This window comes from Polaribacter sp. R2A056_3_33, assembly GCF_019278485.1.
Taxonomy (GTDB): domain Bacteria; phylum Bacteroidota; class Bacteroidia; order Flavobacteriales; family Flavobacteriaceae; genus Polaribacter.
This window is the reverse complement of the sequence record NZ_CP058984.1, coordinates 2,410,308-2,435,283: the sequence shown is the minus strand read 5'-3', so window position 1 is coordinate 2,435,283 and position 24,976 is coordinate 2,410,308. Positions and strand designations below refer to the sequence as shown.

The following is a 24,976-nucleotide window of genomic DNA, read 5'->3' as shown; positions in this document are numbered from 1 at the left end:
GTTTATTTTTGCCCAAAAGGAAAGAATTTAAAACTCCTTTTATATACAGAGGTTTAAAAACACATGGATAAAATTAAAAAGTTTTTTCTTCAATTTCAACAAAGTTTCTCTTTCATTTTTCTATTAAAATGGACTTTTATTTGCTTACTTATTGGTGCATTAACGGGTAGCACTTCTGCTGTTTTTTTATGGACTTTAGAATGGGCTACAAATTATAGAGAAGCAAACCAATGGATTATTTGGTTGTTACCAGTTGCGGGTTTTGTAATTGGTTTATCCTATCATTATTATGGAGAGAGTGTTGTAAAAGGAAACAATTTATTATTAGAAGAGTTCCACAATCCTAAAAAAGTAATTCCTTTTAAAATGGCTCCTTTAGTCTTTTTAGGCACTATTCTTACGCATTTGTTTGGAGGTTCTGCAGGACGTGAGGGAACTGCTGTGCAAGTTGGTGGTGCTATTGCAGATCAGTTTACAAAACTTTTTAAATTAAATAACTTAGACAGAAAAATTATATTAATTGCAGGTATTAGCGCAGGTTTTGCTTCTGTTTTTGGAACACCTTTAGCTGGTGCAATTTTTGCTCTTGAAGTAATGGTAATTGGTAGAATTAAATTTGATGCAATCATTCCGAGTTTTCTTGCGGCTGTTTTTGCAACCTACTTTTGCGATGTTTGGCAAATTTCTCATCACACACATTACACCATTTCTACCATTACAGCATTAACGCCAACGAGTATTTTATGGGCTTTGCTAGCAGGTATTATTTTTGGATTGGCAAGTATGCTATTTTCTAAATCTACACACTTTTGGGGTGTACTCTTTAAAAAACAAGTTAAATATGCACCACTTCGTCCTGTAATTGGTGGTATCGTTATAGCCGTAATTGTTTATCTTATGGGAACGACAAAATACATAGGACTTGGTGTACCCACTATTGTAGATGCTTTTAATATCGATTTAAATTCTTATGATTTTATCTTAAAAATCTTATTCACTTCTTTTACTTTGGGAGCAGGATTTAAAGGAGGAGAAGTAACACCTTTATTTTACATTGGTGCAACTTTGGGTAACGCCTTGGTGTGGTTTATTCCTTTGCCCATGGGCTTATTAGCAGGTATGGGATTTGTGGCTGTTTTTGCAGGAGCTACAAATACTCCAATTGCTTGTACCATTATGGGAATTGAATTATTTGGTATTGAATCTGGTGTTTTTATTGCCTTGGCTTGTATTACTTCTTATTTATTTTCTGGGCATACTGGTATTTATACTGCTCAGGTTATTGGAAGTCCAAAACACTTATTTTCTAAAATTGAAAAAGGATTAACACTTACTGAAATTGATAATCAACACAGTAAAAGTTAATCCTTTGAATATTTAGTTATTCTATAATTCTATTTCATCAACATCTACCCAATTTTTCTTTTCTACAACAGTTCCTTTATCTAAAATAACAACACCCGGATTTCCTCTAATAATAGTTTTAAGGGTTGTTTCATCACAGAATAAAAAGTCGAAAGGCAAGTCATACTTTTCTTTTGCAAGAATTAAATCATCAGAAAAAGAAGCCGAAACTCCATAAACTGTATATCCTTTTGCTTTCGCTTTTGTTGCAATGTCTTTAATTGCCGGAAAACCGTTTTCATCAGCTTTGTCTAAGTTATAAACAATTACTAACATTACTTTTTCCTTCTTTAATAATTCTGGAGCTAAATCTGCTTGTTCATCCTCTAACATAAAATCATGTACTGGCGGAATACTACCATCTTTAGGATACACCATTCCTTCCGGAATATTCTTACCAATTGCATACGCTCTAAAATCTATAATAGGTAAATGTGTTAACACATGTTGCACAATAAATAAAAATGCTGCCAATGATAAAAACGTAATTACCTTCGGAATTCTACCTCCAAAAATAGGCTTCACATGTTTTACACCTAATACTAAAACTAACACTAGTGCTATTAAAATAACGTTTTTATAGAAAGTTCCCCAAGTAGATAATTTTACAGCATCTCCAAAACAACCGCAATCGGTTACTTTATCATAATATGCAGAATACCAAGTTAAAAACAAGAAAACAAGTGTTAGTAAAAACAAACTCCAAACAGTTAATTTAGATTTGTAACCAATCAAAACCATGACTCCCAGTAATATTTCTGCTACAATTAATACAATTGAAAAAGGCAATGCATACGGAATTAAAAACTCCATATTTAATACACTTTCCGAAAAATACTCTTCAAATTTATATTGAGAACCTATTGGGTCTACCAATTTTACAAAGCCAGAAAATATAAATAAGGCTCCTACTATAATTCTTGCTAATTGTACTAATATTTTCATTTATTCTATTTTAACTTTTCTATAAAAATTATTTTATTTTTAATTTCTTGTTCTTACAAACAGATTGCTTCGTTCCTCGCAATGATGGAAACGCTGTTACTTTCTGTCTTTGTAACTTCTAAAATTTGAAATTAAAACTTATTCCGCCAAATGAATCATTGCAAAAATGGCATAATTAATCATATCTTGGTAATTGGCATCAATTCCTTCAGAAACCAATGTTTCCCCCTTATTATCTTCTATTTGCTTAACGCGTAATAATTTTTGTAAAATTAAATCTGTTAAACTAGAAACACGCATATCTCTCCAAGCTTCACCGTAATCATGATTTTTATTCATCATTAATTCTTTGGTAATTTTGGCATGTTTGTCATACAAAACAGTTGCTTGTTCAGTATTCAAATCTGGGTTTGCTACCACGCCATTTTCTAACTGAATTAACGCCATTATAGAATAATTGATGATTCCAATAAACTCAGACTTTTCTCCTTCATCAACTTTTCTAACGTCATTCTCTTGTAATTGACGAATTCTTTGTGCCTTAATAAATATTTGATCGGTTAACGATGGTAAACGTAAAATTCGCCATGCAGAACCATAATCACTCATTTTTTTTATAAATAAACTTCTGCATTCTTCAATTACAGCATCATATTGTTTAGATGTATCTTGCATTCTATCTTGTTAAAAAGTATTTGTTCAAAAATACTAAATACTAGATGCTTTTCATTTATTTTTACGAAAGAATTTTAAAACTCATAAAATTGAAAAAAGTTGTTGTTTTTTGTGGCTCAAGCTTAGGTTTTAATCCTATTTATAAAGAAGCTGCTGTAGCATTAGGAAATCATTTTGTAACTCACAAAATTGGTTTAGTTTATGGTGGTGGTAAAATAGGGATGATGGGCACTCTTTCCGATACAATTCTAGCACATAATGGCGAAGTTATTGGTGTAATTCCTCAATTATTAGAAAAAGAAGAAGTTGTACATGCCGGTGTAGAAGAAATGATTGTGTGTAAAACAATGAGCGAGCGTAAAGTAATTATGAGCCAATTAGTAGATGGTTATATTACGCTTCCTGGAGGTTTTGGAACCTTAGATGAATTGTTTGAAGCACTTACTCTAGGTCAACTTTTTATTGAGCAAAAACCGGTAGGACTTTTAAATATTAACGGCTTTTTTGATGCTGTATTATTGCAATTAGACAAAATGATTGAAGAAGGTTTCTTAAAACAAACCAATAGAGATATGCTAATTGTTGGCACTTCTGTAGAAGATTTAATGCAAAAAATGAATGCCTATAAAGTTCCTAACATTACAGGTGTAATTAATAAAGTAGTAAGTTAGAATGACCATAAATTGCAAAGGTACTTTAGTCGATTTAGCATCACCAAAAGTGATGGGAATATTAAACATTACACCAGATTCTTTTTTTGACGGCGGTAAATATAAAAATAAATCAGACATTCTTTCTCAAGTAGAAAAAATGCTTTTAGATGGTGCTACATTTATAGATGTTGGTGCTTATTCTTCTAGACCTGGTGCAAAACATATTTCAGAAGAAGAAGAGTTGCAAAGAATTGTGCCTGTTATCAATTTATTGGTGCAAAATTTCCCTGAAATTATTATTTCTGTAGATACTTTTAGAAGTAAAGTTGCGCAAGAAACTATCAATGCTGGCGCTGCAATTATAAACGATATTTCTGGCGGACAAATGGACAATAATATGTTTACAACCGTTGCCAACTTACAAGTTCCTTATATTTTAATGCATATGTTAGGTACTCCACAAAACATGCAGAAAAATCCTGTTTATACGGATGTAACTCAAGAAATTATTTCTTTTTTCGCTGCACAAATACACAAATTACATCAACTAAAGTTAAACGATATTATTATTGACGTTGGTTTTGGTTTTGGAAAAACCAATGTTCATAATTTTGAAATCTTAAAGAATTTATCACTTTTTAAAAGTTTAGACACACCAATTTTAGCCGGAATTTCCCGTAAATCCATGCTGTATAAAACCTTAGATATTTCTGCTCAAGAAGCTTTAAATGCTACTACTTCTGCCAACACAATTGCCCTTTTAAATGGTGCAAATATTTTACGTGTTCACGATGTTAAAGAAGCTGTAGAAGCTGTAAAAATTGTAAATCAAATCTCTTTTTAGAAGCTATTTCCTGCTTTCACTACTCGCTTTTTTTACTGTTAGTTCTCGATACAAATTTTTCATTCTTCAAAATTCACTCGAACTAACAGTAAAAAAGAGCTTAAACAAACCGTTCAATCAGGGCTAAACTTGTTTGCCAGCTAATAACAGAAATTTAATAACCTTGTCATTTCGAAATGAGCTTTTTCAGCGATTGAGAAATCTCATCATTTAACAAACTGATTACTTCGTCATACTTCCTCGCAATGACAATACTAAAATATTTGGCATTCTTTTTGTTAAAGAAATGTTAACTTCAAATAACTACCTAGTCAAACTTTAAAATAGCTTCCGATTATTTTAATCGAGAAGAAATCATTTTATAAACTTTAAAAACTAGGAATTATGAGTAGAAAAGAGTCTCCAGAAATTAATGCTGGTTCGATGGCAGACATTGCGTTTTTATTATTAATCTTTTTTTTGGTAACCACAACAATGAGTGTTGATGCCGGAATTTCCAAAAAAATCCCACAAAAACAAGAAAACCCCACAGATATTGACATTAATGAAAGAAATATCCTTGAGGTAAACATCAACAAAAACAATGAACTATTTGTAGATGGAAAAACGATTGAATTAAAGGAACTGAAACAGATTGCGATCAACTTTATAGACAATGGTGGTGGTTTAGACATCAGCAAAAATAGTTGTAATTGGTGTAATGGAAGCAAAAATCCATCCTCTTCAGACCATCCCACAAAAGCAATTATAGCTATAAAAACAGATCGATTAACTACTTATGAAACCTATATTTCTACGTTAGATATTTTAAATTCTGCCTATACACATTTACGAAACAAACTGTCTGTAAAATTATACAATCAGAATTATGTGAGTTTGTTAGATGCCTATAAAAATTCTAATAATAGCGATAAAAACATTCAAGAAAAAATAAAATTAATCCGAGAAAAATACCCATTATTAGTATCAGACATAGAATTTGATAATTGATATTGCTGTCAGCAAATTTATTAGTAATTTAGCCTAAAATCAGTCAATTTTCATGTTCGATTTTATTGAATTTTCTTTATTAGATGCTTTAGACATTGTATTAGTTGCCACACTACTCTATTACATTTACAAGCTATTAAAAGGTACAGTTGCTATTAATATTGTAATTGGAATTGCTTTTATTTTCTTAATTTGGAAAATAACACAAGCTCTAAAAATGGAAATGCTGAGTGGTATTTTGGGCTATCTACTTTCTGGCGGTGTTATTGCATTAATCATTGTTTTTCAACAAGAAATAAGAAAATTCTTATTAATGATTGGTACTACAAATTTCACCAATAAACGAAGTTTTTTAAAACAGCTAAAATTTTTACATACAGAAATAGGTACTGAGATTGATACAGAAATAATTTTAGATGCATGTAAAAACATGGCTAAAACTAAAACTGGTGCTCTAATTGTTATTGAACGTACCAATGCTTTAGATTTTTTAATAAATACAGGAGATAGTATGAATGCTTTGGTAAATGTGGCTATTTTAGAAAGTGTATTCTATAAAAATAGCCCGTTACATGATGGTGCTTTAATTATTAGAGACAATTATATTGTGGCAACAAGAGTTATTTTACCTGTTTCCGACAGTACTAAAATCCCTTCTAGATTTGGATTAAGACATAGAGCAGCAATTGGTGTTTCAGAAAAAACAGATGCAGTTTGTTTATTAGTATCAGAAGAAACTGGGGAAATTTCTTACATTAAAGACGGTGGGTTCGAGTTGTATTCTGATTTTAACGAACTGGATGAAAAACTAAAAAAAGATTTAATGTAAACTCATTAAACATTAGAAAAATATATAAAAAAAGGTTCTCAAAATTGAGAACCTTTTTCCATTTATAATAAGTATTTTCTAGTTAGCTGCTGCCATTTTTGATTGAATAGCTGCTAATACACTTTTGTATTTTTCTACTTCACTTTTGTCTAATCCAGAAGTTAATTCTTTTCCTTCTTTTAATAAAGAAACTCCTTTAGAAGCCATACCTGTAATTTTAACAAAATCACCATTAGCTTCTATATAATTTTTAGCATATTGAGCATATCCTAATAAATTCTGAGTTACAGCTTCATTAGAAAAACTAGGAATTGTAACTCCTTCTACTGCAGAAGTTAACTCTTTACTAACTTCTTCCTCAATTTCTTCTTCCTCAACTAACTCTAACTCTTCATTAACAACCGCTTCGGTTTCTACAACTACTTCTTTTACATCTTTCTTTTCAGATTTACAAGAAGAGAATACTAATGCTCCTATTACGAAAATTGATACAACGATTTTTTTCATTTTTTTTTGATTTGTATTATTAGTATTACAAATGTAAATCAAAAAAAATGATTTTAAGAAGCTTTCTGTATGCTAAATTGCTTGTCGTATAGGTTTTTATAATATCCTTTCTCCTTCTCTAACAGCTCATTATGAGTTCCTTCTTCCACAATTAACCCATTATCCATAACAATGATTTTATCCGCTTGCTTTATGGTTGCTAATCGATGTGCAATTACAATTGAAGTCCTACCTTTTGTGATGGTTTCAGTTGCATATTGAATCATTTGCTCTGCATGAGAATCAACAGAAGAAGTAGCTTCATCTAAAATTAAAATACTAGGCTTACTTACATAAGCACGTAAAAAAGCAATTAATTGTCGCTGACCTGAAGATAACATAGCACCACGTTCTTTTACATTGTATTGATAACCTCCTGGAAGTGTCATAATAAAATCATGAATTCCAATTTGTTTAGCCGCTTTTTCTACTTCTTCTAAAGTTATATTTTTATTTTTTAGAGTTATATTATTCATAATTGAGTCTGAAAACAAGAATACATCTTGCAAAACGATAGCAACTTGGTTTCTTAAACTGTCTAATGTATATTGATCTATAGAAACATCATCAACACAAATAGTACCACTATCTATTTCATAAAAACGGTTTATTAAGTTGATGATAGTAGATTTCCCTGCTCCTGTTGCTCCAACAATAGCTACTGTCTGTCCACTTTTCACATCCAAAGAAATTCCTTTTAAAACTTCCTCTCCTTTTATATAACTGAATCTAACATCTTTTAAATTGATATTTCCTTTCAAGTTTCCAGCTGTAATTGTTCCGTTTTTAACAATACTACTATGGGTGTCTAAAACCTTAAAGACACGTTCTCCAGAAACAATTCCCATTTGTAACTGGTTAAATTTATCTGCAATTTGACGTAAAGGCCTAAATAACATTTGCGCCATTTGCACAAAGGCCATCACAGTACCAGGACCTGGCACAGCACCTCCAATAATTTGTTTACTTCCAAACCAAACAATTAAACCAATACCAATAGATGATAAAATTTCTGCAATAGGAAAGAAAATTGAAAAGTACCAAATGGTTTTTACGTACGCTTCTTTATGTTTATTATTGATATCATTAAAATTCTTATACTCAATTTTTTCTCTATTAAAGAGCTGCACAATCTTCATTCCGGTAACTCGCTCTTGCACAAATCCATTTAAATTTGCTACCTGATTTCTTACCTCTTGAAAAGTAGCTTTTATGGCTTTCTGAAAAACACTAGTAGCATAAATTAAAATTGGTAAAACAGCTAAAGCTATTAAAGCTAGTTTCCAATTAAAATAAAACATTAACGCTGCTACAGCAAACATTTGTAACACATCACTAACTATAGTAAAAACACCACTACTAAAAAAAGCAGCAATAGTCTCTATATCAGAAACGACTCTTGTAACCAATTTACCCACAGAATTTTTATCGAAATAAGACATTTTAAACTGTAAGATGTGTCTAAAAGTTTTTGCTCTAATATCTCTAATTATATGCTGACCAACCCAATTTGCAAAATAAATAAAGGTAAAACGCAGCAATACTTCTACAAGCACAACTACAAACATTAATATGATATTATTTATAAGGCCTTGTGCGTCTTTTTCTGTGATGTACTTGTCTACCGTTTCTTTTATTAAATAAGGATTTAACAACGCAACAAACGATAATAAAATTGTAGAAAAAACAGCTATAAAAAAGTTTAATTTATAGCGTTTTGCAAAAGACATTAGCCTTAAAAAGATTTGTAAATCAAATGCATTTCCTGTTTTACCTGCCAAAACTTAGTATTTTATATTTGTTAAAAACAATCCTTTTGCAGGAACTGATAAACCTGCGTTGCTTCTATTTTTACTTTCAATGATTTTTCTAAAATCTTCTTTTGATATTTTTTCGAGACCAACATCAACCAAAGTACCTACAATGGCTCTCACCATATTTCTTAAAAAACGATTTGCTGTTATATAAAACACCAATTCTTTTCCGTTTTGTTTCCAAACAGCTTCTGTAACATCACAATTATAGGTATAGACATCTGTTTTCACTTTAGAAAAAGTCTGAAAATCTGTATATTCTAACAATAGTTTTGCGGCATCATTCATCAAATCTAAATTTAAATCTTGTGAATGTATTTGCCACGAAAAATCTAATAAAAAAGGATTTCTACCCATCCATATTTTATATTCATAACTTCTGCTAAGTGCTCCAAAGCGCGCATGTTTTTCATCATCAACGGCAAACACATTATAAACTACAATATCCATAGGAAGTAATGAGTTTAACTTGTGTGGAATATCTCCTTTTAGTGTTTTTTCTATATCAAAATGAGCAAACATTTGCGAGGCATGCACTCCGGTATCTGTTCTACCTGCCCCTACTACTTCAATCTTTTCTTGAAATATAATACTAACTGCTTTGTTTAATTTTTCTTGTACAGAGATTACATCTGGCTGAATTTGCCAACCATGATAATTTTTTCCGTTATAAGAAAGTTCTATAAAATACCTCAAGAAAGTCCGTTTTTGTAGCCATCAAAATTACGGAATTTATTTTGTTATGATTACATTTGAAGCCAATAGAGACGTTAAACTTTTCTAACTATTTCTTTTTATGAAGAAAATCTTATTATTATCTGATACTCATAGTTTTATTGATGCACAAATATTAAAGTTTGTAAAACAGGCAGATGAAGTTTGGCATGCTGGAGATATCGGAAATTTGGAAGTTACCGATACTATAAAAAAATTAAAACCTTTACGAGCTGTTTTTGGTAATATTGATGGAGCTGATGCTAGATCTGAATTTCCTTTAGACACAAAGTTTGAAGTTGAAAATGTTTCTGTTTGGATTACACATATTGGAGGGTATCCTAATAGATATGACCAGAGAATTCGTGAAGAAATAAAAGTAAATCCTCCAAAAATTTTTATCTCAGGACATTCTCATATTTTAAAAGTACAATATGATAAAAAACTGAATTTATTGCATTTAAATCCAGGTGCTGCAGGAAATCATGGTTTTCATAAAGTAAGAACCATGTTGCGTTTTACCTTAGAAAAAGGAAACGTACAAGATCTAGAAATTATAGAATTAGCTAAACGAGGTTAATTTTCTTTTTTTCTAAAATTGGCAGAATAACTTTAATTACAGTACCATTCTTAGGCGCAGTATCTATATGGAATTCTCCTTGCATCATTTGTATTCTAGCATCAATTTGATTTAACCCGAGTCCTTCTTTTTTTATTATCTTCTTTTTATCAAATCCAACACCGTCATCAGAAATTCTTAAATACAATTTACCATCCGATTCATCTAACTTAATCATTGCCTTTTCAGCCTTACTATGCTTTAAAATATTATTAATAAATTCTTGAATAATATTATATACTTTTATTTCAAAATTTTGTTCATATCTCCTTGTTTCACCTACTCTTGTATCAATCTTAATTTGAGAATTAGAATATTTATCTGCCATATCTTTTAAGGCATATTTTAAACCAAATTTTAACAATACAGAAGAAACTAGGGTATGAGATAAATCTCTTATAGTTTGAGATGCCTCCTTAATAATGTGTTGGCTCTTATCTATTTCTATAGGAATATCTCCTTTAAACAAACCTCTTGCAGCTTGTAAATGAAGGTTTGCAGATGATAAAAGAGCACTTACACTATCGTGTAAAGTTTCTGCTATTTGTTTTCGCTCAGATTCTTTACCATCTATAGTCGCATTTAGAATTCTTACTTGAGCATCTGATTTTATCTTTTCTAAATTTTGATACTGAACTAACTGTGTTTGTGTTAACTCTAAGCGTAAATTTTTCTGGCGAAGTTTATAGAAATTTAATACATATAATAATGTTATTATTATTATTAAGCCACCTATACCAAGCATCCAAAATGTTCTTTGATTTTTTAGGCGTTTATTTTCTTCTTCTTTTAAAACTAATTTTTTAACTGTATCAACGTCGTATTCTGCCTTAATTGTTTTTACAATTCCTCTAATTTCAGTATCCCTTAGTTCATCTTTTATACCGTAAGATATTTCTTGAAATTCATACGCTTTGTAATCTTTTAACTTATACATAGCCCAAGATAAATTAGCATACAAACTAGCTTTAAACCTTACGGCTTTCGCACTATTATCATTCTTAATTAACTCTAAACCCTCTAAATAAATTTTTTTAGCTAAGTTAAAATCTTCTTTAATTAAATAAATACTTGCTAGGTTACCTAAAGCAGCAGCTTGATTTATTTTATTATTATTCAATTTATGAATTTCTATAGATTTATTCGCATATTTAGTAGCTAAATCATACAAAGAATCATTTATATAGAAAGCGGATAAATTACTATATGCTTTGGCTTTAGTATCTAAATATGTTTTATTCAGATCATTAAAATCTAAAACTTTATAATAATAAAATAAGGTGCTATCCCTATACTTATTTAACTTATCTGTACCTTCTAAATAATCTCTTTCTTTAAGTTTGTGATAAGAACTACCTAAACGAAGATAATTTTGAATTAATAATAATTTTGGCTCAAAAACTTTATCTTTATTATCTAATAATAGAGAGTCTTTTAACATACTATCTACATTAATTCTAAAATACTTAATACCATCTTTAAAACTTAGTGTTTCATAAAAAATATTACCTATTATAAAGTTTGTTTTGTAAAATATACTGTTATTCCTATACTTAGAGCTATCTAATAAGATAAATGCATTTTTTAAAGCTAAATCAAATTTTTTATCTTTATATAACTTATCAATATTTTTAAAACTTTTGATTAAAGTACTATCATTTAACTGCATAGAAAAAGAAGCTGTAAGTAGTACAGCTTCTTTTTCTATGGGTAATGCTTTAAAAACAACTCCAAAAAACAAAAATAAAAATACTTTATTTAAACCTTTCAATTATTATATATTTAATCTATAATTACTTCTGGTCTTCTTTCTTTAAAATAGGTATACCCAGCTTCACTTGATGATTTAGCCGAAGTATTATCTTCACGAATATGATTTACAAAATCAATCTTTAAAGCTTCACCTTCTATTTTTTCGAAAACCTTAGAAAAAACTGATTCATCAGACTTTCCTTCTTCTAAATGAACTTCATAAATATTTAATTCTTCATTAAAAACAAAATCTACTTTTACCTTATTCTTTACACTAAAATTTAAAGTATATGTTCCATTTTCGTTTCCAGAAATGCTATACTCAGATAACATGTCTTCGCTTTCAGTTTTAAAAAACTTAGCATCTTCATCTTTAATAGTAATTTGAGATTTCTTACTAGAATTAGTATCTACAAAACCTATCTTAAGCTGGTTACCATCAATGGTAAAATCTTGAGTAACCTTACTGCTAAGTTTATTCTCTGATGGATATAAATAAATATAATTTGTATTCGTAGACTCATCTATAACATTTTCAGTTGCTACATTTGCATTTAAACTATAATCTAAAGAATATGTTCCATCAACATCTCTTTTAATTGTATGTGTTTTTAATAAATCTGTAGATTGTTCTTCCGGCAATACTGTTTCATTGAATGAGCAAGAAGTAAAAACTAATGTTAGCAAAACTAATACTGCAAATAAGTTAAAGTTTTTCATAAGGGAGATAATTAATATTATATTTAATTAGGGTTAACTATTCATATTTTTTGTAAGCTAGAATGTATGCAACAATTAGTGTTCTTTGAATTAGCTATTAAACTTTTTAGGGGAACGATTTATAAATAAATCAAAGTCTAATAGTTATTTATTTTAGGGGCATAAGAACTATACTATATTGTTTTTAACTGCATACATTGCCAAGCCTACTGCATTTTTTACTTTTAATTTTTTTAATAAACTTTTTCTATATGTTTCAATGGTGTTCCTACTAAGGTGCATTAAATCTGCCATCTCAATAGTACTATACTCTTTTGTGATTAATTTTAAAACATCTAATTCTCTCTCCGTTAGACTTTCTAACAAATATTTGTCTGGCACTTCTCCTTTGGGAACCATTTGACCGGATAAAGATTGTAATAACATTTTCTGAATATCATCACTAAAATATTGCTCGCCTTTTGCAACTGCTTTTATAGCATTTACAATATGTTCTCCAGCATTATTTTTAGAGATATACCCATTAGAACCAAGAGATAAAACTTCTTGAACAATTTTAAGATCATCATAACTAGATAAAATAATAACTTTTTGGTCTATTTTTCTTTTTCTAAAGTGCTTTAAAACTTCAAAACCATCTAGAACTGGCATTGTAATATCTAATATTAAAACATCTGCCGAGTTTTCTTTTTGATCAAACCAATCAATTACTTCTTGTCCTGTTAAAGAATATCCTTTAATTTCAATCTCTTTATCAGTATTTATTACAGCGATGATGCCCTCAATTAAAATTTTGTGATCATCTGCTACGTGAACGTATATCTTTTCTTTCATTATTATATTACAAATTTAGAGTACAGTTTATAAACTTACAATACCCATTTTTGGTGAAATTTCAATCTCACTGTTTTCAGTGAACCCTCTCACTGAAAACAGTGAGACTACTACCCTACATATCTAACTTACAACACATTAACCCCTCATAGGATAATGTTATTTAAGTTAATAAAAATACAAATTAAATATTCAAATTAGATTTAAACTCTAGAAAGATCTAGAAAACAAAAAACCGAGAAATAAATTCTCGGTTTTTTTTCGCACTAAATATACTAATATGATAGGTTTATCGCAATCTATCTACAGATTTCACAAGATCTTCATCCTTTTTAATAGCTTTATTTGCCAAAACAATAAGCAAAATAACTAAAATTGGTAAGAACATCCCAATACCCTTCTCCGAAATCGAAACTTCTCCAGGTAAAGTTAGAGATACATAAATCAATAATCCTAATAAAAAAAGATTGATCAAAATTACTAAACGCCCTACAACAAATTGTAACTTCCTATTTTTAAACAAAAAAATAGTTCCAAAAGATACGATTGCAGAAAGCAAATATAATAAAGGAATTACTTTTAAAAGCATAGAATCTCTAAAAAATAAATCCAAAGCAAAAATTTCTTCTTTAATAGTACTCCAAATATCAAATACAAATATCAAGCCTCCAGAAACGGCGGTTGCTAACAATAAATAGATACTCTGTATTCGTTGAATCATATTAAAAAATAGAAATACAAAAGTAGAACTTTCTTTTTTAAAAAGAAAACCTAAAACTTAAAAAATTTGCATATATTTGTAATATAGTAACCACCCATTAAATATTGTATAGTACTATATACAATACATAAACTCTAAAAAAATTATAATTAATCTTATCTAAATAAGGTTTACAATTTAACTTAACATATAACGAATGTTCGAAATCTCAGAACTAAAAGCAAAAACACTTGCTGATTTACAAGTAATTGCAAAATCTATTGGTCTATCTAAGACGAGTCAACTTAAAAAATTAGATTTAGTGTATCAAATATTAGATACACAAGCTGCAAACCCTGTAGATACTTCTTCAACTCCTGTAACTGAAGTAAAACAAAAAACAGAAAAACCTAAAAGAAAAAGAGTTTCTAAAGCTACTGATTCTGTAAAAGCACCAAGCGAAGCAGAAACTGAACAACCTACTTTAGATACACCAGAAACAAAGGTAAAACAAGAAAAAACAATTCAACGTAAACCTAACCCTAGGAAACCAGTACAGAAAGAAACTGTACAAAAAGATGTTGAAGCAGAAACAGAAATTAAACCAAAGGCTACCAAAGAAAGAGTTGTTAAAAAAGTAGATAAACAGGAGCCAAAACCTGCAAATACTCAAAACAAGACACAACCAAACAAGCCTCAACCAAAAACGAACGTTCCAAAGAAAAACCCTAACCAAACTAGAGACAAAAACAACTCTAACAGAAGTAATGGTAATAAATCTGGAAACCGTTATAAAGATCCCGATTTTGAATTTGATGGAATTATTGAAAGTGAAGGTGTCTTAGAAATGATGCCAGATGGCTATGGTTTCTTACGTTCTTCTGACTATAACTACCTATCATCTCCAGATGATATTTATGTTTCTCAATCTCAAATTAAATTATTTGGATTAAAAACAGGAGACACCGTTAGAGGTAATGTTCGTCCACCAAAAGAAGGCGAAAAATATTTTCCTTTAATTAGAGTATCAAAAATAAACGGATTAAATCCTAATTTAGTTAGAGACAGAGTATCTTTTGAGCACTTAACTCCGTTATTTCCTCAAGAAAAATTCAATTTAGCAGAAAAAGGAAGTTCTTTATCAACAAGAATTATCGATTTATTTTCTCCTTTAGGAAAAGGGCAAAGAGGTATGATTGTAGCACAACCTAAAACTGGTAAAACCATGTTATTAAAGGATGTGGCAAACGCAATTGCAGCAAATCACCCGGAAGTTTATCAGATAGTATTATTGATTGATGAGCGTCCGGAAGAGGTTACAGACATGAAACGTAATGTACGTGGAGAAGTTGTTGCTTCTACTTTTGATGAACCTGCAGACAAACACGTAAAAGTGGCCAATATTGTTTTAGAAAAAGCAAAACGTTTGGTAGAATGTGGGCATGATGTTGTTATTCTTTTAGATTCAATTACGCGTTTGGCAAGAGCTTACAATACCGTTGCACCAGCATCTGGTAAAATACTTTCTGGTGGTATCGATGCAAATGCATTACACAAACCAAAACGTTTCTTTGGAGCTGCTAGAAACATAGAAAATGGTGGTTCTTTAACCATTATTGCTACAGCACTTACAGAAACTGGTTCTAAAATGGACGAAGTAATTTTCGAAGAATTTAAAGGAACAGGTAACATGGAGCTTCAATTAGATAGAAATATATCTAACAGACGTATTTATCCTGCTATCGATTTAATTAAATCTTCTACAAGACGTGATGATTTATTATTAGACGCTAAAACTGTACAAAGAATGTGGGTTTTACGTAAATACCTTGCAGATATGAACCCTATTGAAGCAATGGAATTTATCAATGATAAAATTAAATTCTCTAAAAATAATGATGAGTTTTTAATCTCTATGAACGGTTAGAAATAACCTTTAGATAAAAAATAAACTTTATAGAAAACCTTTTTGAGCAATCAAGAAGGTTTTTTTTTTATTAGAAGCTATGTCTTGCTTGGAGTTTATCTTGAGAGCAGTCGAAAAGCACTCGCTTTTAATATTCCAAAAAGAATAATAAAGAGCTCAAACAAATGCTTCAATCAGGGCTAAACCTACTTGCCTTTGTCACTACATAAACAAAGTAACAAAGTTCACATCTATATAGATTTAAAAGCTCAATTGAGTTAAATTTAAAGCATAAAAAATCCGTTCAAAAACTTGAACGGATTTTTATATTTTTAATAAAACTTATACTAGTTACTTCTGTATAAATCTGATCTGTAATCTTCTACATCAGCAGCATTTTTAATCGCCTCATAAATTGCAAAAGTTTTTGTTTTTCTAGACTCAGCAATACTCTTTCTAGTAGTTTCATAGTTTGGTAAAGCAGTTGGCAACTCTTTGTTTGTTACAGCAAAAGCATACACACCTCTATTACCTTCTATGTTTTTATAAACTTTATTAATTTCTGCGTTATACATAGCTCCTACAACCTTAGGTTCTGAACCAGCACCAGACAACGTAGGACTTTTTAAATTAATACCACTTGCATTTCTAACATTGGTATTGTTCTCTTTAGCGATATCTGCTAACGTACTTCCATTAAATTTATCTGCAATTAATTTAGCTTTCTTTTGGTTTACTAAAATAGGCTTTACAGTATTTGTTGCTTTAGCAGCAGACATTAATCCTTTTTCAGTTTTAGCCGTTACAAAAGCAACCACATGACTACCTTCTAAATCGAAACGTTTAAAATCTCCAGGTTTAGTATCATTACTAAAAGCCCAAGAAATAATTTGTCTTTGGTTTCCTAAACCAGGTACATTTTCATCTAAAACTTTTAAACCAATAGCAGGCTTTGTAACATAGTTATTTTCTTTTGCTACTTCAAAAAACTTATTTTCTTTTGATGATGCTAAAGCAAATTGTTCTGACTTTTGAAAAATAGCATTTTCAGTAGCTTCAGAAGCTATTATTTGTCTACTATAAGTAGCTAATTTTAAAGCTGTCTGACTGTTCTTTTGTCCATCAATCTTAATAATATGAAAACCAAATGGAGTTTCAACAACATCGATATCACCAGTACTTCCTTCAAAAACGAAGTCTCTAAATTCAGGTGTCATTCTGTTATAAGTAAACCAATCTAAATCTCCTCCTTTTGCACCAGAACCAAGATCCGAAGACATTGTTTTAGCTAAGTCTTCAAATTTATTTTTGTTTCTTTTTACAACATTTAATATACTATCAGCTAAAACCTTAGCTTCATCTTGTGTTCTTGTTACATCTGCAGCAACTCTTTGAGCTCCTAAAAAAGGAATTAAAATATGACTTGCTCTAGCAGAGTCTGGCATACTAGTTACATCAGTAATTTTAGATATTTTAAAATATCCTTGTTCTTTATAAGGACCAAAAACATCGCCTTTAGCACCTTTAAAAATTTCCGAAGCTACTGTTGCATTAATCTCTTTTTGAAATTTAAAACTATCATCAATACTAGTATCAGAATCATTTTCGCTTAAAAATACACTTTCATTAGAAGTATTTTTAAAATCTTCAATTAATTCAGAAACACTAGCTTTAATAGCATTTTCATCTTCTGTTGTAGCAGCAATATTAAACTGTACATAAGAAATATCTCTAGACTCTTCTACTTTAAAATCGTTAGAGTTTGCTTTGATATAAGATTCTATTTCTCCTTTAGAAACAGAAACTAAACTATCTGCAATTGAAGTATAAGGTACAAATACAAATTGAGAAGTTAATTTAGTATTATCTGCAAAATATTGAGACTCTCCCTCTTTTAAAGAAGCACCAAGACCTGCAGTAACTAGATTATTATATGTATTTCTCGATCCATTATCTCTAATTTGAGTCATGTAGTTAGACCAAGCTTCCCACATTTCTGGATTGTTTAATTTTGTATCGGCTAAAAATTGTTTGAATTTAACTTCATCAAAAAAGCCTACTTCATTTTGAAATTGAGGATTATCTTTTACTGAAGGAGCATTAATTACTTCATTCCAAACATCAGCTTCACCAACAGTAATTCCTGCTTCTGATAATTGATTTTGGTAGATTTTTTTTCTAACAATATTATCCCAAACATTTTTAGAGGCTTGCATTTCAGTAACACCGTTACCTACTTGTTGCTTATAGGCTTCTAATTCTCCAGTAAACTCTTGTAAAGAGATACTCTCTCCATTTATTTCACCTACTTGATTTACTTTACTTGAATCGAAAAAATCACCTAAAGTAGATGGGTCCAATACAAAAGCAAAAAGTGCTAAACCAATTATAATGATTAAGAACATTGAACGTTCTCTAATTTTTGATAAAATTGCCATACGAATTTATTTAATTTTCAGTTTGCGAATATACGATTTGGGATTTAATATTGCAATCGAATTTATACTTATTAGTAGTAATTAAATTGACTTATAATTAGTTCTAAAAACAAAGAGATTTATTAAGCATCTTCATCTACTATTTTTAAGCGTACTTCTTCTATTTTAGCACTACTCATTTTTAAGATTTTAATTTCAAAATCTTCAATATCAACCACTTCATTTTCTATAGGAATACTTTCTGTTTGCTCTATAATAAAGCCTCCTAAAGTTTCATAAGCTTCAGATTTTGGTATATTTAAACTATACTCTTCATTCAAATAATCTACCTCTAATCTTGCTGAAAAATTAAATTCTGTTTCAGATATTTTTTTTTCTAAAAATTCTTGAGTATCGTGCTCATCTTCAATTTCACCAAACAATTCTTCTACAATATCCTCTACGGTTATCATACCAGAAGTCCCCCCATATTCATCAACAACAACAGCAACACTTTTACGTTTTTTCATTAAACTGTTTAAAATGTTGTTTATCATCATAGACTCGGGTACAATCTCTACTGGCAATAAAATAGATTTAATAGTTTTTGGTTTCTTAAATAATTCAAAAGCATTTACATACCCTATCACGTCATCTAAAGATGATTTATAAACTAACACTTTAGACAAACCCGAATCTATAAATATATTTTTTAAGTTCGCTACTTTTTCATGTAATTCAACTGCAACAATTTCGGTTCTAGGAACCATAACCTCTCTTGCTTTTACATTATGAAAGTCCAGTGCATTTTGAAAAATTTGTATTTCAGAATCTACTTCTTCATCATTATTACCTGTTTCTAATTGCTCTGTAATATAGTAACCTAACTCTTCTTTACTAAATTCCGTCTGTTGCTCTTCTGCATCTGTTTTAAAGAATACACGCAGAAAAAAATCTGAAATAAAAGAAATAATTTCAGAAAAAAAATGAAATAAAACGTAAAAAAAATAGGCAGGTACAGCAAATAATTTTAAAACCTCATTTGCATAGATTCTAAAAATAGCTTTTGGTAAAAACTCTGCAGTAATTAGTATTATTATGGTAGATATAATTGTTTGTAAAAGAAGCGTAGTAAACTCATTGTAGGTATTTAAGGGAAGAATTCTAATTAAGAATCCGCCCATATAATAACTGTAAATTACCAAAGAAATATTATTACCAACTAACATGGTAGTAATAAATTTTGATGATTTTTGAGTAATTTTATTAAGAACACTAGGTATAAAGCCTTCTCTTTTTTTCTCTAATTCTATATGCAGCTTATTAGCAGAAACAAATGCTATTTCCATTCCCGAAAAGAAAGCGGAAAGAATAATAGAGGTCAATATTATGATAATTTCAATTTCCATTAAGAAATTTATAATCTATTTTTGGTTATTTCTAGTTTCTACTTTTTTTCTAAAATGTCTTTTAAAGAAAAAAACTAAGATAATAAAAATAGAAGCACCAAAAAACATATAAGATTTCTGCCTATCTGCTCCCCAACTAAGAAAACCTTCTACCAAACATATTAAAGCGACTACTAAATAGCCATATTGAAAAAATTTCCAAACTGTATTCATATTATTCTCCTTCTGATGTTAGTAATCTTCCTGTTGTTTTCTTTGCTAAATGCTTACTTAAATCTTCTTTACACTCAAACCCAACACCATATATAGTATCTTTTAAAGTGGTTAAAGTAAATGCTTTTTCTGAAAAAAAGTACTTAGTATTTTGATCCCAAAATAATTGTTCTGTTTCTAATTTAGAATTTTCTTTAGGATTTACAACTACCACATTTCCTTTTATTTCAGAAATCTGAGTGTTTGTATATGATAATGCATAATTTCCTGAAATAGTAACAGAGTCCATTCCATCAAAATTTATAATTTCAATACCTTCTGGAAATTCGTTATAAGGATGTTGTTTTCTATTACTAAAATCATACAATAACGGCGTAATTAGTTTTGATGTAATTCTACCAGAATCTTTATATACATGAAGTGCATCTTTAGCAATTCCGATAGGCAAATTCTTAGACACCAAAAAATCCCTCACTTCCTTCGTATTGTTAGAGCAAGAAAAAAGCATTACTGTAACAAATAGTACAGTAATGCTTTTATATAATATTTTTTCTGTGTTTTTCAAAAAATTAATTTGAAGGTACTCTTACTGTTTCACCAATCCAACATTTTAGAGTATAGCTACTACCAGGAGTAACACCTGCAGTAAAAACAACTTTAGAACTTGGTACATTAGCTCTATAACTTCTAATATATGAACCTGCAGTAGACGAAATACTAGGATCTACAGATGCAGCTCTTTGTGCTTGATTTAAAGCAGCAACATATACCATTCTTTTTTCAAATTCATTATCACCACAATTATTTACACTAGACTGGTATAATCTTGCAATAAATAAATATGCTTTACCATAGTTAGGGTTAAAACGTAAAGCTTCTCTTGCTAAACCTCTAGCTTTACTTAACTGACCTCTAGATTTAGCTGATTGAGCGAATTTTAATTTATACTTTGCTTTCTTTAAAGGATCTGTTTCTAAATCGAAAGATTTTTCTCTCATTTCATTAGCCCCAGCTGTATCTCCATTATCTTCTAAAACACTAGCCAAAAATGAATATGCTTCAGGAGAAGGAGATGCTTCGGCATAAGCTCTAACTAATTCTTGGTACAAAGGATCTTCTTGACAGTCTTTGTTAAACATTCTAGAAACTGATCTTTTTAACCAAACAGCATTAGATTTATTTTCTTCAAAATCTCTTTTGTAAATAGGTATTAATCTTTCGCAAGTTGCTATTTCTGAAATAATATTATCTAAACCCCCTTCTACAGTACCCAATGCTCTTGAGTTTGTCGAATATGCATGTATTAATTTTTTGTTAGCTACAGAATCTTTAGAAAGTTCTTTTAGTCTAGCCGCATATCCTTCCAATTTTGTACCTACAGATTCTAAAACATCATCATAAGTATCAAATACTTTTTGAGGATCTGTGTCTTTATTTCTATCTGTAACTCCTTGAAAATAGATATACAAGTTTTTTACTCCCATTTTAGCAGGATCGATATTATATCCTTTTTCTAAAATAGCAAATACTTCATCATCAGATGCTAATTTGTTATCTAACAAATAAGTTGCATAATCACTATGTAATTTTGCTGGATTGTCTTTAGGAAAATACTGTAATCTTTGCTCATAAACTCTTTTTGCTAAAACAGGGTCTTTTCTAACGTCTTCAGCCAAAGTAGAACCTAACTTGTAAATATTTACAGATAAATCTTTACAATTATCCATTAAATAAATCCAGTTTGTATAAGCTTCTTCATACTTTTTAGATTGGAAATCTCCCTTAAAAAGATTATACTTAATAGTACATTCTCTTTTTGCATCGTCTTGCGCATTTGTTTTTGCTGATGCCAATAACAACATTGCAGCTAGTAAAAACGTAATTTTCTTCATTTTGTTAGTTTTTTGTTAATCTATTTTTCTTTTCTGAAACCAATTAGTATCTGTCAAAGATAAACTTAATCTAAAATTAAAATAATTTTCTTTAATTAAATTATTAGAAGTTGTACCTCTTTGACCAAATTCAAATCCCATATTTACTGAGGATAATTGTTTCAGTGGTAAACCTAAACCAAAAGATATGCCAAAGTCGTCTACAGCGGTAAAATTTGTAAATGGAGTTGTTCCATCTACTAATAACCCTGTCTTTTCTAAACGAACACCTGCTCTATAAGTAACTCTTTCCCAGTAATTTGAGATTGAATTAATTTTAGGAATATAAAATCCACCTAAAGAAATTCTATTTGACTCACCATACATGTAAGCATTGTTAGAAGTAGCTAAAAAGCCTGTAGTTTCTATAGCATCTTGTTGTTCGTACTCTAAACCAACGTACCATTGATCATCTTTTCCTACTCCTGCACCTAAAGTTGCTTTTAATGGTAATTTATAATTTCCACTAATTTCTGATTGCGAAATGGTATCTCTTCCAAATTCTCCTCCAGTATTAGTTATAGTAAGAGAGTATAAATAATCATCTCCGGTAACTTCTAAATCATTACCCATTTTAAGAGTAGCTCCACCGCTTATTATCAGTTTATTTTTAAGTGCTTTTTTATATTGTGCTCCTAGTGTAACCGATCCACCTCTAACAATAGTAGCCTCCTTATATTTTGTAGCTAAAGCAACTCCTAACCTTTCATTAAGAATACTATTATCTATACTTCCAAATTTATAATCTAATTCTACCCCTAAAGATAATTCTTTATAAACTTTTATACCAAAACTAGTGTAAATTCTACTTACACCGCCATCACCAGTAAAACGAGTTCTCTCTAAAATATTTTCTTCGTCATCTAAAATAGAATTAGATAAAGAATAACCCACAGAAGATACAGGTTGTAATCCAAAAGACATACCTGCTTTCTTACCGATAGGAAAAGCCAAAGCAAAATAACTTAAACTAGTAGAGTTTGAAGACTGTTTAACACCGTCATTCTCTACTGATAATTTATTATTTAACAAACCAAAAGAATATGTTGTATATCTTAAGTTAGCATACGCTGCAGGATTTGTAAAGTTTAAATATTTGTAGTGGTTAAAAGCAACTCCAATACCACCCATTGCACTTTGTTCTACTGTAACAGGGTTAAATTCATCTCCTATACCAAAAAAAGAGTATGGTGATGAACTTGTTCTTTGAGCTGTTAAAGCTGAAGAGGTTATTAGTATAAAAACTAATAATATGTTTCTAATCATTTGTCTATATTAAATATCAATATTCTATTTAATCCTTGAAGAAGAAAATTTTTCTTGGCAAATATGCTACTTTTTAATTGCTTTGACAAGAATTTTGTGTCTCCTCCTGTTAAAACGACTGTTAAATCCATATATTTCTTTTTATATTGATTAATTACACCATCAATTTCTTGAACCACTCCATTTACAACACCAGAATTCATACTTTCTTTGGTGTCACGACCAATAAAACTATTCACTTCATCTTTTTGCAGCAATGGTAAATTTGCGGTAAAATGATTTAAAGAATCAAACCTCATTTTTATTCCCGGAGAAATTGCACCACCTAAGTATTCTGACTTACTATTCACAAAATCGAAAGTAATACAAGTACCAGCATCTATAATTAATGTGTTTTTTTCAGGAAACTCATTTACGCCCCCCACAACCAATGCAATTCTATCTACTCCTAAAGTTGTTGGTGTTTTATACAAATTAACAAAAGGAACATTCGTCGAAGAGGACAAAATCGTCAATTGCATTAAATCTTGAAGCTTATTCAACGTTTTTTCTGATATAAAACTAACCGAAGACAAGATTCCTTGACTAATTTTATATTTTTTTAAAATTTTTTTTATTTCTGATAAAATTTTTTTCTGGTCAATAAAAACCACTTCTAAAATGGTATCACCCTCAAACACAGCAGCCTTAACTCTTGTATTACCTGCATCAATTATTAAATTCATCATTACTATATTTATAAAAATCAAAAATACAATACATTTTTTTAAAAAGATGCTTGCACATCTTAAAAAAGGTTGTATATTTGCCACCGCTAAGGGAAAGATATTAATCTAACTTCTAAAGTAATGGTACCTTAGCTCAGTTGGTAGAGCAAAGGACTGAAAATCCTTGTGTCCCTGGTTCGATTCCTGGAGGTACCACTTAAAACCCTATAAACAATATGTTTATAGGGTTTTTACTTTTTAGGATACTAAATAAAAAGGTGTTATCTAAAATTTAGAAACACCTCAATACTATAAACAAACCATAGTAAATCCTAGATTATTTAATTAAAACGAAATTTAATATTTAAAAGAATGTTAAAGTAAATTCAACCTTCTCATCAATTCACTTTTATTAGATCTACTAATTGGTATTACACTTTTTTGAATAAGTACGCTGTTATCCTCAATATCTACAATCTCAGAAATATTAATAATAAAAGACCTATGTATTCTAAGAAATAAAGAAGAAGGTAGTTTATCTTCTATTTTTTTTAATGTTGAATGTACTATATAGCTCTTACTATCTGTCCTAATGCTAATATAATCTCCTTTTGCTTCTACAAAACAAATACTAGGAATATTAATTTTAACAAGCCTTCTCTCTACACTTACATAAATAAAATCAGAACCTTCCTTTGAAGAATTAGTTACGCTCTTGGAACTGCCTGCTTTTTCTAAACTAGCTAATTTTTGCAAAGACTTATTAAACCTTGTTTTAGCAATAGGCTTTACAAGATAATCTACTACACAGTCATATTCAAATGCCTGAAGCGCGAAATTTTTATCTGATGTTGTTAAAATTATTTTTGGTGGAGATTTTAAAGTTTGAATAAAGTCGAAACCAGAAAATGTAGGCATGTGAATATCTAAAAATATTAAATCTACTTCATTTGAGTTAAGGTATTTTATAGCCTCTATAGCAGAACCAAACTCCTCTAAAACAGCAACCTCCTTAAAATCGGCACATAGCTTTTTAATAATCAGTCTTGCTGTTGCATCATCATCAATTACTATACAATTCATACTAT

Annotated in this window: 24 protein-coding genes and 1 tRNA gene; 8 read left to right on the top strand and 17 right to left on the bottom strand. The window is 29.8% G+C overall.

All coding sequences use genetic code 11. The features are described from left to right. Positions 1 to 63: 63 nt before the first annotated feature. Complete coding sequence (locus H0I29_RS10125) at positions 64 to 1,365, top strand: voltage-gated chloride channel family protein (protein WP_218752186.1); 1,302 nt, start codon at positions 64 to 66, stop codon at positions 1,363 to 1,365. A gap of 21 nt (positions 1,366 to 1,386) precedes the next feature. On the opposite strand, the gene H0I29_RS10120 is transcribed toward H0I29_RS10125, so the two are convergent. Together H0I29_RS10120 and H0I29_RS10115 are read right to left on the bottom strand one after the other, a co-directional pair. Next, positions 1,387 to 2,349, bottom strand: a complete 963-nt coding sequence (locus tag H0I29_RS10120; protein WP_218752185.1) for a DoxX family protein — start codon at positions 2,347 to 2,349, stop codon at positions 1,387 to 1,389. Between the two features lie 138 nt (positions 2,350 to 2,487). Then, positions 2,488 to 3,024, bottom strand: coding sequence for a DUF1599 domain-containing protein (locus H0I29_RS10115; protein ID WP_218732644.1), 537 nt, complete (start codon positions 3,022 to 3,024; stop codon positions 2,488 to 2,490). Between the two features lie 89 nt (positions 3,025 to 3,113). On the opposite strand from H0I29_RS10115, the gene H0I29_RS10110 reads away from it, so the two are divergent. The 4 genes from H0I29_RS10110 to cdaA all read left to right on the top strand — a co-directional run bounded on the left by H0I29_RS10110 (position 3,114) and on the right by cdaA (position 6,340). Continuing rightward, a complete protein-coding gene (locus tag H0I29_RS10110) occupies positions 3,114 to 3,695 on the top strand; it encodes a TIGR00730 family Rossman fold protein (RefSeq protein ID WP_218752183.1) in 582 nt (193 codons plus the stop codon). A 1-nt stretch (position 3,696) separates the two neighbouring features. After that, entirely contained in the window at positions 3,697 to 4,521 is an 825-nt protein-coding gene (folP, locus tag H0I29_RS10105; protein WP_218752181.1) for a dihydropteroate synthase, read from the top strand. Between the two features lie 384 nt (positions 4,522 to 4,905). Beyond that, positions 4,906 to 5,511, top strand: coding sequence for a biopolymer transporter ExbD (locus H0I29_RS10100; protein ID WP_218752179.1), 606 nt, complete (start codon positions 4,906 to 4,908; stop codon positions 5,509 to 5,511). 52 nt (positions 5,512 to 5,563) lie between these two features. Next, positions 5,564 to 6,340, top strand: coding sequence for a diadenylate cyclase CdaA (cdaA, locus tag H0I29_RS10095; RefSeq protein ID WP_218732640.1), 777 nt, complete (start codon positions 5,564 to 5,566; stop codon positions 6,338 to 6,340). 78 nt (positions 6,341 to 6,418) lie between these two features. Here cdaA and H0I29_RS10090 read toward each other — a convergent pair whose 3' ends face one another. From H0I29_RS10090 to truA, 3 genes are read right to left on the bottom strand one after another with little or no spacing between them, the layout of a single operon-like run. After that, entirely contained in the window at positions 6,419 to 6,847 is a 429-nt protein-coding gene (locus tag H0I29_RS10090) for a hypothetical protein (protein WP_218752177.1), read from the bottom strand. A 53-nt stretch (positions 6,848 to 6,900) separates the two neighbouring features. Beyond that, positions 6,901 to 8,667: an ABC transporter ATP-binding protein gene (locus tag H0I29_RS10085; protein WP_218752175.1), complete on the bottom strand. Its 1,767-nt coding sequence runs from the start codon at positions 8,665 to 8,667 to the stop codon at positions 6,901 to 6,903. Positions 8,668 to 8,670: 3 nt separating this feature from the next. Continuing rightward, on the bottom strand, positions 8,671 to 9,396 hold the full coding sequence (truA, locus tag H0I29_RS10080) for a tRNA pseudouridine(38-40) synthase TruA (protein ID WP_218752173.1): 726 nt from the start codon (positions 9,394 to 9,396) through the stop codon (positions 8,671 to 8,673). A 100-nt stretch (positions 9,397 to 9,496) separates the two neighbouring features. Between truA and H0I29_RS10075 the strand changes: the two genes are divergently transcribed. After that, positions 9,497 to 9,994: a metallophosphoesterase gene (locus H0I29_RS10075; protein WP_218732636.1), complete on the top strand. Its 498-nt coding sequence runs from the start codon at positions 9,497 to 9,499 to the stop codon at positions 9,992 to 9,994. Here the strand turns inward: H0I29_RS10075 and H0I29_RS10070 are convergent. The 4 genes from H0I29_RS10070 to H0I29_RS10055 form a co-directional block, all read right to left on the bottom strand. After that, the gene (locus H0I29_RS10070) at positions 9,981 to 11,804 is read right to left on the bottom strand and encodes a tetratricopeptide repeat-containing sensor histidine kinase (RefSeq protein ID WP_218752171.1); all 1,824 of its coding nucleotides are present in this window, start codon (positions 11,802 to 11,804) and stop codon (positions 9,981 to 9,983) included. The genes H0I29_RS10075 and H0I29_RS10070 overlap by 14 nt on opposite strands. A gap of 11 nt (positions 11,805 to 11,815) precedes the next feature. Further along, positions 11,816 to 12,505 carry a hypothetical protein gene (locus tag H0I29_RS10065; protein ID WP_218752169.1) on the bottom strand — a complete coding sequence of 230 codons (690 nt, stop codon included), beginning with the start codon at positions 12,503 to 12,505 and terminating at the stop codon, positions 11,816 to 11,818. 168 nt (positions 12,506 to 12,673) lie between these two features. Beyond that, the gene (locus H0I29_RS10060) at positions 12,674 to 13,339 is read right to left on the bottom strand and encodes a response regulator transcription factor (RefSeq protein ID WP_165733098.1); all 666 of its coding nucleotides are present in this window, start codon (positions 13,337 to 13,339) and stop codon (positions 12,674 to 12,676) included. 289 nt (positions 13,340 to 13,628) lie between these two features. Continuing rightward, the gene (locus tag H0I29_RS10055; protein ID WP_218732633.1) at positions 13,629 to 14,060 is read right to left on the bottom strand and encodes a DUF4293 domain-containing protein; all 432 of its coding nucleotides are present in this window, start codon (positions 14,058 to 14,060) and stop codon (positions 13,629 to 13,631) included. A 196-nt stretch (positions 14,061 to 14,256) separates the two neighbouring features. On the opposite strand from H0I29_RS10055, the gene rho reads away from it, so the two are divergent. Next, positions 14,257 to 15,966, top strand: a complete 1,710-nt coding sequence (gene rho / locus H0I29_RS10050; RefSeq protein WP_218752168.1) for a transcription termination factor Rho — start codon at positions 14,257 to 14,259, stop codon at positions 15,964 to 15,966. Positions 15,967 to 16,292: 326 nt separating this feature from the next. Here rho and H0I29_RS10045 read toward each other — a convergent pair whose 3' ends face one another. From H0I29_RS10045 to H0I29_RS10015, 7 genes are all read right to left on the bottom strand, one after another. Then, positions 16,293 to 18,383: a peptidylprolyl isomerase gene (locus tag H0I29_RS10045; protein WP_218752167.1), complete on the bottom strand. Its 2,091-nt coding sequence runs from the start codon at positions 18,381 to 18,383 to the stop codon at positions 16,293 to 16,295. Positions 18,384 to 18,505: 122 nt separating this feature from the next. Continuing rightward, positions 18,506 to 19,771 (bottom strand): hemolysin family protein, encoded by a 1,266-nt coding sequence (locus H0I29_RS10040; RefSeq protein ID WP_218732630.1) that lies wholly within the window; start codon positions 19,769 to 19,771, stop codon positions 18,506 to 18,508. A gap of 15 nt (positions 19,772 to 19,786) precedes the next feature. Further along, positions 19,787 to 19,984, bottom strand: coding sequence for a hypothetical protein (locus tag H0I29_RS10035; RefSeq protein WP_218732629.1), 198 nt, complete (start codon positions 19,982 to 19,984; stop codon positions 19,787 to 19,789). Between the two features lies 1 nt (position 19,985). Next, entirely contained in the window at positions 19,986 to 20,549 is a 564-nt protein-coding gene (gene lptC / locus H0I29_RS10030) for an LPS export ABC transporter periplasmic protein LptC (RefSeq protein ID WP_218732628.1), read from the bottom strand. Between the two features lie 4 nt (positions 20,550 to 20,553). After that, a complete protein-coding gene (locus tag H0I29_RS10025; protein ID WP_218732627.1) occupies positions 20,554 to 21,876 on the bottom strand; it encodes a lipopolysaccharide assembly protein LapB in 1,323 nt (440 codons plus the stop codon). Positions 21,877 to 21,891: 15 nt separating this feature from the next. Then, on the bottom strand, positions 21,892 to 23,181 hold the full coding sequence (locus H0I29_RS10020) for a hypothetical protein (RefSeq protein WP_218752166.1): 1,290 nt from the start codon (positions 23,179 to 23,181) through the stop codon (positions 21,892 to 21,894). Further along, positions 23,178 to 23,906 carry a type III pantothenate kinase gene (locus tag H0I29_RS10015; protein WP_218755227.1) on the bottom strand — a complete coding sequence of 243 codons (729 nt, stop codon included), beginning with the start codon at positions 23,904 to 23,906 and terminating at the stop codon, positions 23,178 to 23,180. The genes H0I29_RS10020 and H0I29_RS10015 overlap by 4 nt, the downstream gene beginning before the upstream one ends. 125 nt (positions 23,907 to 24,031) lie before the next feature. Between H0I29_RS10015 and H0I29_RS10010 the strand changes: the two genes are divergently transcribed. After that, positions 24,032 to 24,104, top strand: a tRNA-Phe gene (locus H0I29_RS10010). Between the two features lie 159 nt (positions 24,105 to 24,263). Here the strand turns inward: H0I29_RS10010 and H0I29_RS10005 are convergent. After that, positions 24,264 to 24,971 carry a LytTR family DNA-binding domain-containing protein gene (locus tag H0I29_RS10005; RefSeq protein WP_218732625.1) on the bottom strand — a complete coding sequence of 236 codons (708 nt, stop codon included), beginning with the start codon at positions 24,969 to 24,971 and terminating at the stop codon, positions 24,264 to 24,266. Between the last annotated feature and the right edge of the window lie 5 nt (positions 24,972 to 24,976).

What these genes read in the sequence shown, in the direction of transcription:
- H0I29_RS10005 (WP_218732625.1), bottom strand. Translation starts at nt 24,971, where the DNA reads ATGAATTGTATAGTAATTGATGATGATGCAACAGCAAGACTGATTATT.
- cdaA (WP_218732640.1), top strand. Translation starts at nt 5,564, where the DNA reads ATGTTCGATTTTATTGAATTTTCTTTATTAGATGCTTTAGACATTGTA.
- H0I29_RS10040 (WP_218732630.1), bottom strand. Translation starts at nt 19,771, where the DNA reads ATGGAAATTGAAATTATCATAATATTGACCTCTATTATTCTTTCCGCT.
- rho (WP_218752168.1), top strand. Translation starts at nt 14,257, where the DNA reads ATGTTCGAAATCTCAGAACTAAAAGCAAAAACACTTGCTGATTTACAA.
- H0I29_RS10060 (WP_165733098.1), bottom strand. Translation starts at nt 13,339, where the DNA reads ATGAAAGAAAAGATATACGTTCACGTAGCAGATGATCACAAAATTTTA.
- H0I29_RS10035 (WP_218732629.1), bottom strand. Translation starts at nt 19,984, where the DNA reads ATGAATACAGTTTGGAAATTTTTTCAATATGGCTATTTAGTAGTCGCT.
- H0I29_RS10125 (WP_218752186.1), top strand. Translation starts at nt 64, where the DNA reads ATGGATAAAATTAAAAAGTTTTTTCTTCAATTTCAACAAAGTTTCTCT.
- H0I29_RS10045 (WP_218752167.1), bottom strand. Translation starts at nt 18,383, where the DNA reads ATGGCAATTTTATCAAAAATTAGAGAACGTTCAATGTTCTTAATCATT.
- H0I29_RS10065 (WP_218752169.1), bottom strand. Translation starts at nt 12,505, where the DNA reads ATGAAAAACTTTAACTTATTTGCAGTATTAGTTTTGCTAACATTAGTT.
- H0I29_RS10115 (WP_218732644.1), bottom strand. Translation starts at nt 3,024, where the DNA reads ATGCAAGATACATCTAAACAATATGATGCTGTAATTGAAGAATGCAGA.
- H0I29_RS10120 (WP_218752185.1), bottom strand. Translation starts at nt 2,349, where the DNA reads ATGAAAATATTAGTACAATTAGCAAGAATTATAGTAGGAGCCTTATTT.
- H0I29_RS10100 (WP_218752179.1), top strand. Translation starts at nt 4,906, where the DNA reads ATGAGTAGAAAAGAGTCTCCAGAAATTAATGCTGGTTCGATGGCAGAC.
- H0I29_RS10055 (WP_218732633.1), bottom strand. Translation starts at nt 14,060, where the DNA reads ATGATTCAACGAATACAGAGTATCTATTTATTGTTAGCAACCGCCGTT.
- H0I29_RS10025 (WP_218732627.1), bottom strand. Translation starts at nt 21,876, where the DNA reads ATGAAGAAAATTACGTTTTTACTAGCTGCAATGTTGTTATTGGCATCA.
- H0I29_RS10015 (WP_218755227.1), bottom strand. Translation starts at nt 23,906, where the DNA reads ATGAATTTAATAATTGATGCAGGTAATACAAGAGTTAAGGCTGCTGTG.
- H0I29_RS10090 (WP_218752177.1), bottom strand. Translation starts at nt 6,847, where the DNA reads ATGAAAAAAATCGTTGTATCAATTTTCGTAATAGGAGCATTAGTATTC.
- folP (WP_218752181.1), top strand. Translation starts at nt 3,697, where the DNA reads ATGACCATAAATTGCAAAGGTACTTTAGTCGATTTAGCATCACCAAAA.
- H0I29_RS10075 (WP_218732636.1), top strand. Translation starts at nt 9,497, where the DNA reads ATGAAGAAAATCTTATTATTATCTGATACTCATAGTTTTATTGATGCA.
- H0I29_RS10020 (WP_218752166.1), bottom strand. Translation starts at nt 23,181, where the DNA reads ATGATTAGAAACATATTATTAGTTTTTATACTAATAACCTCTTCAGCT.